The following is a 13422-nucleotide window of genomic DNA, read 5'->3' on the forward strand; positions in this document are numbered from 1 at the left end:
CCGTGCTTTCGCAAAGGCTCGTTGAAGCGGGTATGCTTCCCGTTGACCTCGCCTGTTCTCGGCTTGTGGGGGAAATAGGATTCGAACCTATGAAGTCGTAAGACAACAGATTTACAGTCTGTCCCAGTTGGCCGCTTTGGTATTCCCCCAATCTTTCAATAAAACGTAAGAACGATTCCTGTTTTTTTGCCCTTTTTAGAGGCCCTTCAAAAACAGGAGTGCAAAATTATACGCTTTTACACTTTTTCAAAACTTCTGTGAAAAATTTCCTCAAATCTTTAAGAATTTTTCTGCTCCATCCTGTCCTTTCCACACGTTTACATGGCAACGATCTCCGTAATCACCCCCGCACCAAACTCTTTTTTGAACATGTCCAGCACCTGCGCCCGGTAGAGCGAAAAATCATGACGCATCGTCGGCGAATCGAATTCTACAAACAACACCTTATTCCGAATGTACAGCTTCTTCGTGCGCCGCGCGATCGGCCGCCCCGCCACCCGCTCCCACGAGTCGATCAGGTTGGCCTCGTCAAACCGGGTCGTCAGCTGATACGAATTCAACATATTCCGGATGGCATCGCCTACCGATTGAATATCCTCCTTCCCGCTTTTGTACCGTTTCGACATGCCGCAAAGGTAAAAGAAGTTAGCGGATCTCGCCACGGTCTACCGTAAACACCCGCGCCGCCACGTCGATCGACTTCAGCAACGCCGCCGTGCGGTCCGGCCGTGCATCGGTAATAAACAACTGCCCCAGATCGCCCTTCACCAATTCCAGCAACCGCGCGATGCGATAGTCGTCCAGCTTGTCGAAAATATCATCCAATAATAATACTGGCTTAAATCCCTTGTGCAGCAGCATCACCTCGTATTGCGCCAGCTTCAGCGCGATCACAAATGACTTTTGTTGTCCCTGCGAGCCCAATCGTTTCAAATCGCCGCCCCCCAGCGTAAACTGGTAATCGTCGCGATGTATACCCACGCTGGTGCGCTGCAGCGCCAGGTCTTTCTGCCGGTTCTTCAGCAGCCCGCTGGCCAGGTCCGTTTCGTGCAGCGTCGATACATACTGCAGGTCCGTCTCTTCCACCGCGTCGACAATGAACCGGTAAAACTTCTGGAACACCGGCAGGAACTCGGCGGCAAACGCCTCGCGGCGCGTGAAGATCACCTGCCCGGCCTGTATCAGCACGTGGTCGTATGACTCGAGCATGACCCAGTCGGCCGTGCCGCGCTCCTGGAACATGCGCAGCAGGCTGTTGCGCTGCTTCAGGGCCTGATTGTATTGTATGAGCGCCTCCAGGTAACGCTTATCTACTTGCGCGATAATTCCATCAAAAAACTTACGCCGCTCCTCGCTGCTCTCCCGCACCAGGTCCACGTCGTCGGGCGCCAGTAAGATCACCGGGTACTTGCCGATGTGGTCGCTCAGCCTGGCATAGTCCTGCTGGTCTTCGCGAAAGACCTTTTTGGTGCCCACCTGCACGGCGCTGACCAGCTCGTGCTCGCGCCCCTCCTTGTCAAAATAGCCCTTGACCATGAAGGCGCCCTGGCCGGCACGGATGCACTGCTGGTCGGACGAGGCAAAGGCGCTTTTGGTGAACGCGAGCGAATAAATGGCATCCAGCAGGTTTGTTTTGCCGCTGCCGTTCTTGCCCACAAAAACATTTACCGAGGGCGAAAAATCCAGGTTGCATTCCTCGTAATTCTTAAAATTCAGCACATGAAGTTTCGCAAGGTACATCAGGAATTGCCGGGAAAGTTTGGCGAATGTTCGTTGGGGGGTTAATTTCGCAACTCGGATAAAAACCGGATCAAAAATAGGGATATGGCTACGACAACAAAAGCTAAAAGCGAGCCTGCCGCGGCAAAAAAGGGCGGAAAGACAGAATTCTCGAAAGAGACCTACCTGTATTGGTATGAGAGCATGCAGCTCATGCGCAAGTTCGAGGAGAAAGCAGGACAGCTGTACGGCATGCAGAAGATCAAAGGATTTTGCCACTTGTATATAGGACAGGAAGCATGTGCTTCCGGCGCCGCTTCCGCCCTGAGAAAAGGCGATAAGTGGATCACCGCTTACCGCGACCACGGCCATCCCCTGGCACTGGGCACCGACCCGAAGGCTATCATGGCCGAGCTGTACGGCAAAGAGACCGGCACAACCAAAGGTAAAGGCGGTTCCATGCACATTTTTGACAAATCTGTCGGCTTCGTAGGGGGTCACGGCATCGTAGGCGCGCAAGTGCCCATGGGCGCCGGCATCGCCTTCGCCGAAAAATATAATAAGACCGGCAACCTCTGCATCACATACATGGGCGACGGCGCCGTGCGTCAGGGTGCCTTCCACGAGGCCCTCAACCTGGCTATGCTCTGGAAACTGCCCGTTATCTTCTGTATCGAAAACAATGGCTACGCCATGGGTACTTCCGTAGAGCGCACATCGAACGTACACGAGCTGTACACCCTGGCCGAAGCCTATGACATGCCCGCCGAACCGGTCAATGCCATGGACGTAGAAGCCGTACACATCGCCGTGGCCAACGCCGCCGAGCGTGCCCGCGCCGGTGAAGGCCCTACCCTGCTGGAGTTCAGAACCTACCGCTACAAAGGACACTCCATGTCCGACCCGCAGAAATACCGCAGCAAAGAAGAGGTAGAACAATACAAACAACGCGATCCGATCGAAGCGGTACGCAAAACCATCCTCGAAAAGAAATTTGCGACGGAAAAGGACCTGGAGGACATCGATACCAAAATCGTCCAAACGGTCGAAGAAAGCGTGAAATTCGCGGAAGAATCGAAGTTCCCCGATCCTTCTGAAGCACTGACCGACGTTTACGTACAACAGGACTACCCGTTTGTACTGGACTAAGGCCAGGCTTTTGTTTAATATGATCTAATTTGTAGTTTTGCAGCCCTCCTGACCCCAGGAGGGCTTTTATATAGAATACAATGGCTAAGAAAACAGAACACAAGCACGAACTGCTGGAAAATCCGGAAGCGATCCGGGAAACACTGGAGGGGGCCGAAAGCTGGGTTGAGAACAATTCCAAACTCTTCATCGGAATCGCCGTCGTGCTGCTCCTGGCAGTAGGCGGGTACTTTGGCTTCCAATACTGGAAAAACGGACAAGACGAAGAAGCCCAGCGCGAAATGTTCCAGGCGGTGTATTATTTCGAGCAGGACAGCCTCAACCTGGCCCTGAACGGCGACGGCAACGCCCTTGGCTTCAAAGCCATCATCGACGACTACGCCATGACCGACGCGGCCAAGCTGGCCAACTTCTACGCCGGCGTAGCCTACCTCAAACAAGGTAAGTTCGCGCTGTCGCGTCTCCACCTGGAAGACTTCAGCTCAAACGACCTGCTGGTACAGGCCCGTGCGTACAGCCTCATCGGCGACACGTACATGGAAGAAGAAAAATATGACGACGCCGCCAAATTCTACAACAAGGCCGCCAACTACAAAGAGAACAAATATTTCTCTCCCACCTACCTCATGAAGGAAGCCCTCGCCTACGAGAAGGCAAACCAGAACGACAAGGCCCGGGAGGTGTATGATAAGATCATTAATCAGTACTGGGAGTCGTCCGAGTTCCAGAACGCCCGCAAATTCCGCGCGAGACTGGAGCCCAATTCCTAAGGTATTTTACCGTACTTTTGAAAGGATAGAATTTTCTATCCTTTTTTTATTTATACCCTAACCCCCACCCTGCAGATGGCCGGTTCATTAACATCAGGAAGTGTAGAAAGCAGTGTAGACCTCTCGAAAAAGAAATTCGCCATCGTCGTGGCGGAATGGAACTCAGAAATCACCGAAGCGCTCTATAGCGGCGCCGTGGAGTCGTTGCTCAGCCACGGCGTTAAGAAAAAGGATATCATCCGCAAGAACGTGCCCGGCACTTTCGAGCTTACCCTCGGCGCCCTCTGGCAAGCTGAAGAAAAGAACATCGACGCCGTGCTCTGCCTGGGCTGCGTCATCCAGGGCGAGACCCCGCACTTCGATTACATCTGCCAGGCCGTTGCTTACGGCATCACCGAGGTAAACATCAAGACCCGCAAGCCCGTCATCTTCGGTGTGCTGACAACGCTCGACAAACAACAAGCCTTCGACCGCGCCGGCGGCAAACACGGCAACAAAGGCGAAGAGGCCGCCCTCACCGCGATTAAGATGTTGAATTTCTAAGGGGCTTGCTTTTTAAGCCCCTTCAATTCACGGTCGAAATCACTTTCATAGTTACGATCCTGGATCACCCGGTACTCATCAAAGGCTTTGACAGCCAGTTCCTGCGCTATCGCATGGGATATACGTCCGCCATCCTTTAACAATTCATATTCATTGAACTGCAGGAAGGCATCCAGTTTAGTGATCCAATCGGTCATCTTCATCGGTATCTGCCGGGCCGCCTGATTTTCCGCATAGTCCAGATACATTGTTACGACACGGTTCAGCTCGCGGATTTCCCGTTCGTCCAGGTAGTTTTTCGCTACGGTAACATCCGTCTTCTGGATCTTACCATCCGGTGCATTTTTCCAGGTGGTCAACCCCATATTCGGTTTGGAAGTATTGGCACGCTGCGCAATCAGCTCCGCTGCCGTTTGCCCGGTAATGGCCCAGTGTAATTTATTCTGTACCGCCTTGTAAAAGCGGCGTGTTGTATCGGCTTTCGCATCGTAGTCAATGCTGCATTGCGCGTAGATGTCGGTTATCTTCTGATAAAAGCGCCGCTCACTGGCCCGGATCTCGCGGATGCGCTCCAGTAATTCGTCAAAGTAATCTTTGCCAAACCGCTGCCCTTGCTTCAGTCGCTCATCGTCCAGTACAAAGCCTTTGATGATATATTCCCGCAGCGTCTTGGTTGCCCAAATACGGAATTGCGTCGCTTGGAGGCTGTTTACCCGGTAACCCACGGCTATTACTGCATCCAGGTTGTAAAAGTCGACTTCCCGCGAAACCTGCCTGTTCCCCTCCGTTTGAACTATTCGAATTTTTCGAATAGTTGGCTCTTCTTCCAGCTCGCCGGTTTTGAAAATTTCCTTGAGATGGTAGTTAATTGTCTGGATTTCAACATCAAACAATTCCGCCAATCGCTTTTGCGACAGCCAAAAAGTCTCGTCTTCGTAATAAACCTCTACCCGCACATGACCTTTCGGGTCGGTATAAAATATGATGTCTGATGCGTTCATAACTAAATCCCAATTTGTTTAAATAGCCTCCATCCAGGAAATAGCCTCCGTCGGGCTCAAATATCCACGACGTCTCCTTCTCAAAAATATTGAAAGTTGTTAATCTACAATATTCAAATCGTAAAAACACATCGCAACAAGGTTCCGTCATCCTTGCCCTCACCATCAGAACGCTGAGCTCTCTAAAACAAAAAAGCCCCGGATCCGGGGCCTTTTTCTATATCCTTATCACGTCATTTTTTACTCCACAAACAATGCCATGGCCATAGAACCGTTGCCGCCGTCTATCTCCATCGGTACGCCGTTCTTCCAGCACCGCGCCACGGGTTTCGAATTCACCACTTCATAGCCGGCCACATATACATCGCCGTCTACCACGACCACCTTCTGCGCAGCCGACGACACGGTACGAGGGGCAAGCTCCGTCGCCACACCGTTTTTCCACAGCGTAGCGGTATACTTTGCCTCCGGCGTGGTATAGCCTACCACATACACGTCGTTGCCCGATACGCAGATACCTTTCGCGCTGGCATCTTTCTTGCCGTCGGTCAGCATCACCGCCGTGCCGTTCTTCCAGTACTTGGCCGCGTCGATCGCCGGGCTGCGCTCCGTACCGGCGACATAAACATCATTTCCGGATACAAATACATCGTATCCCACGGCGTCCGTTTCACCACTCGACACCGAGGTAGGAACACCATTCTTCCAATACGTAATAACGGTAGTGTAATAGTTATACTTGTTTTTCTCCGATGCCTTCTCCGTTCCGATGATATACACATCGCTGCCGGCTACGGTCAGTCCGTAGATCTCACCGGTCTTCTTCTTGTTTAACGTAGACGGCTGGCCGTTCTTCCAATACTGTGCAAAGCGATTGCCCTTTTTATCGTACTCCTTACCGACGATGTATACATCACTGCCCGCCACGGCTACATCTTCCAGAAAGGCACCGTTTGATGTGATCGATGCCGGGATCGCGTTCTTCCAATAACGCACCGTTGGTTCGCTGCCGTTACTTTGAAATCCTACAATGTGCACGTCACCGCCGTTGACACAAATGCCATGCGCTTTGGACTTGGAGAAACCAGCGTCGACCGGAAGTGCCGTCAGGACACCATCCTTCCAATATACCGCGGCATCGTTTTTTTCATTGGTAAATCCCACCAGGTGTACCGTACGCTTCTGCTGTGCCAGAGCATGATTTAAAAACGATACGCATACCCATGCGATCGCGGTTAGTAATCCTTTTTTCATATTTGTAAGGGTTATAATTTGTACGCGGGATCTATATCTTTCGTCACGAGAATGACGTACGGCGCAAGCACAATATTAATATGTAGGTACATCAGCGAATAGCCGCCTACCTTTTAGATATCTTTAAATATAAATAATTGGAAGCTTTCCGGACTATACAAATCATTGAACATTCGGAGAAGATAATTGTATGAATCGGCCCGCTTCGCCCTTTGTAAGACGCACCTCACACTTATTATCGATGATCGTTTACGCAAACAGCCTCGATTTGGCCGAGAAGCTTCCACGCACATATTTCCAAGGGCGAGGAGTTGAAAAAAGTCCCGGTAACTTTTTTAAAGTGTGTCGGTGATTCGGCTTTAAGTTCCTCGGCGTCGGGCCGGCCGATTTCGACCGATCATTCTCTTTCTACCGCCGCCTTACGCGCGAGCGCATGACATTCCCAACGCCCAGTCCGCCACACGATGCCCTAGCCAATGTGTTCCCCTTCCACCCGAACCAGAAAACTCTGGTATAAGCTCTAGTATAAGCCAGAATATTGAATAGATATTCAATAGTTCAGTAAGTTTATATCAATAGATATCCAATACTATATAAGGTATTGAATATCTGCTGGTAATAAATTTTTCCTTAAAATTTAAACTATCCATATTATAGGCTGTTAGCTCCACCTTTGTATATTCGTTTTATACATCCGTTATGACCCGGCGGCTGTTGTAGGTTAAATCATTCGTTTCACACAATTTACATTGTTATGCCCTTTCTCGAAGGAATCACTTTCACCGGTAAACTGGCCGACCTGAGTGCGTATCGCATGCGTGGTTTTGATAAGATCATTGTGCGCCGCAAGGGCGGTCCCCGACCGGAACACATCCACAAAAGCGAAAATTTCGCCAACGTTCGCCGTACGATGTCTGAATTTGGCGGCTGCTCACGCATGGGCCGCCACGTACGCCTGGCGTTGCACCAGCTGCGCAACCTCTCGGACTATAACTTCGGCAGCGACATCAACAGCCTGATGCGCCAGGTACAATTACAAGACGGTACCGGCGAGTGGGGAAAACGCAACATTATACTCTCCGAACATGCGCGCATCCTCGAGGGGTTTCCACTGAATGAAATCAATCCCACATTCGATTCGGTCATACGCAACCCTTTATACTACACGATCGATCGCGCCACACGCACCGCGCAGGTGGATATCCCCGCGCTGCAGCGAAGCATCAACTATTTTCCGCAAAACAGTCATGCCATGTTCCGCGTCGTGGTAACATTGGGCATTGTGCCGGACATGATATTCAATATACAGAAAAAAGAATATTTACCGCCAGCCTGGTACTCTCCGAAATTTTACTCGCGGGAAGTATCCACGGAGTGGTTCCCTTCGCTGGAGGGTATGCCGGCGAGTACGCTGACGATAGCAACAGATGCTTTGCCGCCGGACGAACGATGGACGCTGATGTTATCGGTCGGCATCGAGTACGGCGCCTTTCGGGAGAACGGAAAAATCCAGGAAGTGAAGCGTTACGGCGCCGCCAAGATCCTGGCATTACGCGGGAGGGACGGTTTGACAGAAGATATCTTGCCCGGTAAAGAGACGTCCAACGTGAATGATCTTCCCGGAGCCGAACCCGTAGAACGCAACGCACCGGAAGAACCCACCGCTGCTGCGAACACCCAAACATCTCATCAGACACCGAAGGTCACATATGTTTATACCCCCGCGAAAAGGGATGCGGACAAGGTCGACGTTCAGACCTATACGTATGCGATGGACGACGATAAAAAATCAGTTTGTTCGCATTTTTACAATACAAATGCAACGTTTACTTTTTCCTTTGCGTGTATACTGATTTACGAAACAAAAACAATCCATCCTATGAGCGCTTTTGAATCCTTCCGCCAGCTACACCAAAACGAAAAACCTCTTATACTGGGCAATACCTGGGACGTACACAGCGCCCGGCTATTCGAACAAAGCGGTTATGCGGCGGTGGGTACGTCCAGCCACGCCGTAGCGCAGGTGTTGGGATACGATGATGGCGAGAACGTTTCATTCGATGACCTGCTGCGGCTGGCACGACGCACCGCGGAAGTCGTCAAGATCCCGGTAACGGTCGACCTGGAGGCCGGCTATGCCCGGACGGCAGACGGCATCGTCGAGAATATCAAGAAGCTCCACGACGCCGGCGTGGCCGGCATCAACATCGAGGATACCCTGCCGAACACCGCGACACTCCGACCCGCCGAAGAGTTTCAGAAACAGCTGTCGGCCATCACCAATAAAATGGCGCAGCAAAATATCAAGCTCTTCATCAATACTCGCACAGATGGTTTTATCCTCGGCCTGGAAACAGCATTGGAAGAAACCACGACCCGGGCCAGGCTCTACGAACAGACCGGTGTGCATGGCTTGTTTGTCCCTTGTATGACCGAGGAAAAAGATATTCGCACCGTGACGAGCACGACGAAGTTGCCGGTCAGCGTGATGTGTATGCCCGGGCTGCCGGCTTTTGATGTGCTGGCGTCCTGGGGGTTGAAGCGGGTCAGCATGGGGCCTTTTGCTTACCGCTATGTAAACAAGCAGGCGGAAGCGGCAATGAAGGAGGTATTGAACGTGAATAGCTTCACGCCTTTCTTTTAAGCATGCTTAGGGCGTTGATACTTTCTTCGCCCAGAGCTTTTTTCCCTCCACTATCAGGAACACCAGGAATGTGATCCAGAAGATTATCGTATGGAGTAAATCCAACGTATACCGGGTTTCGCCTGACACCAGGTGCAACATTCTCAGCGGAGTCGATGCAAAAGAGATCACCGTCAGCATTTTCAGATAGTCCAGTACGTTCTTGGGGCGCTTGGCAACGAAGTGGATGGAATACAAAACGATTAACAAGGCGAACGAGGTGATCAGGATCTGGTCTGCTCCTAACAGGTGCATGATTTTAAATACAATGCCCAGCATGTATGCCGCAATAGCTGCCCGGGCTATTGTAGAATAGCGCCGGGTCACAAATGTCCCATTGATCAGCATTATCAGAAGACCTGTATACAGCGCCAGGCTGGGGAACAGGACGTTGTCGAATGTGAATTCAATAGGGGATGATAACAGCCGGTCTATGAGCGCACAGACCAGGAAGATTATAACGATCGTCAGGAGAATTTTATTGGTCATACTTTCCGTGTTAGGTGTTCTTTACTCAACGCGCCGGTACATGCCGTCGGCGAAACGGTAGCGTGTGTATTGGCCGGTGGATACTTCGTCTTCGATGTCGGGCACCTGGATGTCGCGGGGGTTGGCGGCAAAGATAACGTCGGCGATGTCATCGTTGTCATCAAACTTCGACAGATCGTAGCTGAAGCTGTTCTCGCGGTCGTCGAAGGTGGGCAGGGTATCGTCGAGATCCTCACCGACCCGGAACGCCTGCAGGGTGCGCCATGGTAGTAGCGTCGAAGCCTGCCCCACGCCATAGGCGTAATAGGTCGTAACGCTATCGATGTCCGTCAGGGCATAGAGCTTCGTAAAATAAGTCTGTGAACTGGTATGCCCGGATGTTTCCGGATCGACCTCGCCCAGATACCGGATCTTGGTACCGGCGGCCGTCTTATAAATGGCTACGGTCTCAAAGTCGATCATGGTCCCGCCCAGGCGGGTGTCCCACGAAACCAGGCAGAGCCTTTGGTCGTCGGATAGCAGGTACGATATGCCGTCCTTCTCTCCCAACGATGCATGCTGATAGGCGTCATCCTTTGTCAATCCTTCCAGTGCCCGGTAGATATTCTTGTTGACACTGTCGAGCATATCACCTTGTCGATCGAAATAGCCGGCCAGGCTGACGCTGTCCAGCAGGTCTATCTGGCGCTTGAAGTAAGACCGGCTATCGGGGGCGCTGGCGGGCGCAACGGAGTCGGCGGCAGGCGTGGACGGAACCTCCTGGGAAACCGGTGCACGGGTGCAGGCAGTCAGTAGCGCTACAGCGAACAGGACGGACGCAGTTATTTTTAGTCTCATACAGCAAAAATACAAATCATTACAACAACGAAGCCGATGACGTGAATGCTGTAGCGGATTTTATACATATCTACTTTTTGCGTAAAATTGCAATTGCGTTCCAGTTATAATCAAATAAAAGATATGGTACAATGGTATCCCATTATTGTTAATCTCATTATAGGGTCGCTCATGACACTCATCGGATTCAAAATCTACGTTCCACCATTTGCCTCTGATGCTGCCCGTGATCGCTTTTATACCAAGTGGACGACCCTCTTCCAGGTGGGTGGCTTGATTATGACAGCATGGGCGATCTACAGACTAATTTCCATGCTCAGCTAGAATAAAATCCTCGCAATTCCTAGCTTTCCTCCATTCCTTAAAGGCAAGAGGATATACTCTGCACCCGAAATATTATTTGTCTACGTATTCAATCTTATCATACCGGAATACACGCGCGTGTTCTGGCTTTTCCGGTGTCTTTAATTCGTAGGATCGCGAGATGCCGAGGTCGGTATAGAAGCGGCCCGTCAGCCGGATGTATTGGTTAAAGTAGCCTGAGTCGTAGAATGCTTCACGTACTCCTAAGGATGGATCGGAGGGTTCGATAAAGAAGAAGTCGGCATCGGGGATTGTGTCGGCATCTGCCGGGGGTGTTCTGTGAAAGGTGAAGTCGGCGCAGTCGCAGGCCCAGTTAGTGTGGTGGACGTCTATGGTGTCCATCTTGTAGGATAGGAACCATGCCCGGTCGTAGGGCATGATATGAAACTTGCTGTACAAAAATGCACTGCCTCCCAGCAATACGGTGCCCGCCGTGCATCCCAAAACAAGGATCATTTTTTTGATGATTCGACGTTGAAGCATACTATAAAGATGATTGGTACTGTTAAGGCGGCCTGTCGATGCTATATACTATAAAAATAAAAAAGCCGGTCACAAACCGGCTTTTTACTTATCGTGTTTCTATTCCTAGAAGTTCTTCACCACTTCCTGGCCGAACTCCGAGCATTTCAGCAGCGTGGCGCCTTCCATCAGACGGTGGAAGTCGTACGTTACTTTTTTGCTGTTGATCGCGCCTTCGAGACCTTTGATGATCAGGTCGGCAGCTTCCTGCCAGCCCATGTATTCGAGCATCATAACGCCCGACAGGATGACGGAACCGGGGTTCACTTTGTCCTGGCCGGCGTACTTGGGTGCTGTGCCGTGGGTCGCTTCGAAGATGGCGTGGCCGGTTTTGTAGTTTACGTTACCGCCCGGGGCGATACCGATACCGCCTACGATGGCTGCGAGGGCGTCGGAGATATAGTCGCCGTTGAGGTTCAACGTGGCTACTACTGAATATTCGTCGGGACGCAGCAGGATCTGTTGCAGGAAGGCGTCGGCGATGGCGTCTTTGATGACGATCTTGTGGCCGTCTTTTTCAATGACCTGCCAGGGGCCGCCGTCGAGGTCTTTTGCACCGAACTCGCTTTTCGCCAGGGCATATCCCCAGTCGCGGAAACCACCTTCGGTGAATTTCATGATGTTACCTTTGTGCACCAGGGTTACGCTAGGCTTCTTCTGGGCGATGGCATACTCAATGGCCGAACGTACCAAACGCTCTGTGCCTTCTTTCGATACGGGCTTGATGCCGATACCCGATGTTTGCGGGAAGCGGATCTTCTTATACAGCTTCGAATAGTTGTCTTCGAAGAGCTTCAGGAATTTCTTCGCGTCTTCAGAACCTTCCTGGAACTCGATGCCGGCATAGATATCCTCCGTGTTTTCCCGGAAGATCACCATGTCGGTTTTGTGGGGTTCTTTTACCGGTGAGGGTACACCTTTGAACCACCGTACGGGCCGTACGCAGGCGTAGAGGTCGAGCTCCTGGCGCAGGGCCACGTTCAGGGAGCGGATGCCGCCGCCTACGGGCGTTGTCAGGGGGCCTTTGATGCCCACCAGGTATTCGCGGAAAATCGTCAGCGTTTCGTCCGGCAGCCAGTTGCCGGTTTGGTTGAAGGCTTTCTCACCGGCCAGGGTCTCCTTCCAGTTGATTTTACGTTTGCCGTTGTAAGCTTTCTCAACTGCTTTATCGAATACGTACTTGGATGCCGGCCAGATGTCTACCCCGGTACCGTCACCTTCGATAAAAGGAATCGTCGGATTATCGGGCACATTGAGTTTGCCGTTGCTGATGCTGATTTTCTGATCGCTCATTTTACTATATTGTTTATTGGTTACGCGTGTTTGTGATTGAGGTGTGTACGTGTGCACGTCCTCACGTATGACCTGCCTTTGATTTGGGCGCGGAAAATTAAAAAATTAAGTACAGAAATGAAGATATTTTGTGTTCATTCGTTTCTCTAGAAAGTAAACTATGAAAGCCTTTTTTTGCATTCTGCCACTGTTTTTTCTCTTTCAGGCACACACCCCCGCGGAACGTCCGTCCACACCCGAAATCTGCCTTTCGGGCGAGGAAAAAAAGTTGTACGACCTGATCATGGCCTACCGGAAAACGAAGGGCCTTCCCCCGATCCCGCTCTCGGCCAAGCTGACGCGGGTTGCCCAGACCCACGCCCGCGACCTGGCGGACAACTACACCTTCGACCCCACCAATAAATGTAACCCGCACAGCTGGTCGGAAAAGGGCAAGTGGTCGTCGTGCTGCTACACCAGCGACCACGCCCAGGCGCAGTGCATGTGGGACAAGCCCAAGGAGATTGCCGGCTACGAGTCCGAGGGGTACGAGATCGCCTACTACGGCTCCGCCGGCGCCAAAGCCGACGAGGCCCTGGAAGGCTGGAAAAAAAGCCCCGGCCACAACCCGCTGATCATCAACAGCGACACATGGAGCCAGCTGACCTGGAAAGCCATCGGCATCGGTACCTATAAGGAGTACGGCCTGGTGTGGTTCGGTACGCTGGAAGATGCCACACCCATTAAAGTATGTGTGAAATAAAGAATGGCTGCACATCGGTCATTCTGTCCTTTTTATTCCCCTTTACCTCCAATTTTC

General features: G+C 51.6%; 13 protein-coding genes and 1 tRNA gene. 5 read left to right on the plus strand and 9 right to left on the minus strand.

The features are described 5' to 3' along the window. Positions 1-66: 66 nt before the first annotated feature. The 3 genes from KK078_RS14185 to recF all read right to left on the minus strand — a co-directional run bounded on the left by KK078_RS14185 (position 67) and on the right by recF (position 1740). Positions 67-149: transfer RNA gene (locus KK078_RS14185), tRNA-Tyr, on the minus strand. Positions 150-317: 168 nt separating this feature from the next. Then, the gene (locus tag KK078_RS14190; protein ID WP_254090943.1) at positions 318-626 is read right to left on the minus strand and encodes a DUF721 domain-containing protein; all 309 of its coding nucleotides are present in this window, start codon (positions 624-626) and stop codon (positions 318-320) included. Between the two features lie 19 nt (positions 627-645). Continuing rightward, positions 646-1740, minus strand: a complete 1095-nt coding sequence (recF, locus tag KK078_RS14195) for a DNA replication/repair protein RecF (RefSeq protein ID WP_254090944.1) — start codon at positions 1738-1740, stop codon at positions 646-648. A gap of 84 nt (positions 1741-1824) precedes the next feature. On the opposite strand from recF, the gene pdhA reads away from it, so the two are divergent. The 3 genes from pdhA to ribH all read left to right on the plus strand — a co-directional run bounded on the left by pdhA (position 1825) and on the right by ribH (position 4181). After that, positions 1825-2868: a pyruvate dehydrogenase (acetyl-transferring) E1 component subunit alpha gene (gene pdhA, locus KK078_RS14200; RefSeq protein ID WP_254090945.1), complete on the plus strand. Its 1044-nt coding sequence runs from the start codon at positions 1825-1827 to the stop codon at positions 2866-2868. A gap of 80 nt (positions 2869-2948) precedes the next feature. Continuing rightward, the gene (locus KK078_RS14205; protein ID WP_254090946.1) at positions 2949-3638 is read left to right on the plus strand and encodes a YfgM family protein; all 690 of its coding nucleotides are present in this window, start codon (positions 2949-2951) and stop codon (positions 3636-3638) included. A 75-nt stretch (positions 3639-3713) separates the two neighbouring features. Then, positions 3714-4181: a 6,7-dimethyl-8-ribityllumazine synthase gene (gene ribH, locus KK078_RS14210; protein ID WP_254090947.1), complete on the plus strand. Its 468-nt coding sequence runs from the start codon at positions 3714-3716 to the stop codon at positions 4179-4181. On the opposite strand, the gene KK078_RS14215 is transcribed toward ribH, so the two are convergent. Further along, on the minus strand, positions 4178-5182 hold the full coding sequence (locus KK078_RS14215) for a virulence RhuM family protein (RefSeq protein WP_254090948.1): 1005 nt from the start codon (positions 5180-5182) through the stop codon (positions 4178-4180). The genes ribH and KK078_RS14215 overlap by 4 nt on opposite strands. A gap of 240 nt (positions 5183-5422) precedes the next feature. After that, complete coding sequence (locus KK078_RS14220; protein ID WP_254090949.1) at positions 5423-6436, minus strand: hypothetical protein; 1014 nt, start codon at positions 6434-6436, stop codon at positions 5423-5425. Positions 6437-7190: 754 nt separating this feature from the next. On the opposite strand from KK078_RS14220, the gene KK078_RS14225 reads away from it, so the two are divergent. Beyond that, positions 7191-9080, plus strand: coding sequence for an isocitrate lyase/PEP mutase family protein (locus KK078_RS14225; RefSeq protein ID WP_254090950.1), 1890 nt, complete (start codon positions 7191-7193; stop codon positions 9078-9080). Positions 9081-9086: 6 nt separating this feature from the next. Here the strand turns inward: KK078_RS14225 and KK078_RS14230 are convergent, their stop codons facing one another. The 4 genes from KK078_RS14230 to icd form a co-directional block, all read right to left on the minus strand. Continuing rightward, positions 9087-9608 carry a hypothetical protein gene (locus tag KK078_RS14230; RefSeq protein ID WP_254090951.1) on the minus strand — a complete coding sequence of 174 codons (522 nt, stop codon included), beginning with the start codon at positions 9606-9608 and terminating at the stop codon, positions 9087-9089. Positions 9609-9629: 21 nt separating this feature from the next. Beyond that, on the minus strand, positions 9630-10445 hold the full coding sequence (locus KK078_RS14235) for a hypothetical protein (protein WP_254090952.1): 816 nt from the start codon (positions 10443-10445) through the stop codon (positions 9630-9632). A 396-nt stretch (positions 10446-10841) separates the two neighbouring features. Beyond that, positions 10842-11291 carry a hypothetical protein gene (locus KK078_RS14240; protein WP_254090953.1) on the minus strand — a complete coding sequence of 150 codons (450 nt, stop codon included), beginning with the start codon at positions 11289-11291 and terminating at the stop codon, positions 10842-10844. A 105-nt stretch (positions 11292-11396) separates the two neighbouring features. Beyond that, complete coding sequence (gene icd / locus KK078_RS14245; RefSeq protein ID WP_254090954.1) at positions 11397-12623, minus strand: NADP-dependent isocitrate dehydrogenase; 1227 nt, start codon at positions 12621-12623, stop codon at positions 11397-11399. A gap of 160 nt (positions 12624-12783) precedes the next feature. Here icd and KK078_RS14250 point away from each other — a divergent pair, with 160 nt between their 5' ends. Further along, positions 12784-13365, plus strand: a complete 582-nt coding sequence (locus tag KK078_RS14250; RefSeq protein ID WP_254090955.1) for a CAP domain-containing protein — start codon at positions 12784-12786, stop codon at positions 13363-13365. Positions 13366-13422 lie beyond the last annotated feature (57 nt).

The organism is Dawidia soli (assembly GCF_018598185.1).
Lineage (GTDB): Bacteria > Bacteroidota > Bacteroidia > Cytophagales > Cyclobacteriaceae > Ohtaekwangia > Ohtaekwangia soli.

Excerpts from the sequence above, each read along its gene's own strand:
- KK078_RS14190 (WP_254090943.1), bottom strand. The coding sequence starts at position 626 with ATGTCGAAACGGTACAAAAGCGGGAAGGAGGATATTCAATCGGTAGGC.
- recF (WP_254090944.1), bottom strand. The coding sequence starts at position 1,740 with ATGTACCTTGCGAAACTTCATGTGCTGAATTTTAAGAATTACGAGGAA.
- pdhA (WP_254090945.1), top strand. The coding sequence starts at position 1,825 with ATGGCTACGACAACAAAAGCTAAAAGCGAGCCTGCCGCGGCAAAAAAG.
- KK078_RS14205 (WP_254090946.1), top strand. The coding sequence starts at position 2,949 with ATGGCTAAGAAAACAGAACACAAGCACGAACTGCTGGAAAATCCGGAA.
- ribH (WP_254090947.1), top strand. The coding sequence starts at position 3,714 with ATGGCCGGTTCATTAACATCAGGAAGTGTAGAAAGCAGTGTAGACCTC.
- KK078_RS14215 (WP_254090948.1), bottom strand. The coding sequence starts at position 5,182 with ATGAACGCATCAGACATCATATTTTATACCGACCCGAAAGGTCATGTG.
- KK078_RS14220 (WP_254090949.1), bottom strand. The coding sequence starts at position 6,436 with ATGAAAAAAGGATTACTAACCGCGATCGCATGGGTATGCGTATCGTTT.
- KK078_RS14225 (WP_254090950.1), top strand. The coding sequence starts at position 7,191 with ATGCCCTTTCTCGAAGGAATCACTTTCACCGGTAAACTGGCCGACCTG.
- KK078_RS14230 (WP_254090951.1), bottom strand. The coding sequence starts at position 9,608 with ATGACCAATAAAATTCTCCTGACGATCGTTATAATCTTCCTGGTCTGT.
- KK078_RS14235 (WP_254090952.1), bottom strand. The coding sequence starts at position 10,445 with ATGAGACTAAAAATAACTGCGTCCGTCCTGTTCGCTGTAGCGCTACTG.
- KK078_RS14240 (WP_254090953.1), bottom strand. The coding sequence starts at position 11,291 with ATGCTTCAACGTCGAATCATCAAAAAAATGATCCTTGTTTTGGGATGC.
- icd (WP_254090954.1), bottom strand. The coding sequence starts at position 12,623 with ATGAGCGATCAGAAAATCAGCATCAGCAACGGCAAACTCAATGTGCCC.
- KK078_RS14250 (WP_254090955.1), top strand. The coding sequence starts at position 12,784 with ATGAAAGCCTTTTTTTGCATTCTGCCACTGTTTTTTCTCTTTCAGGCA.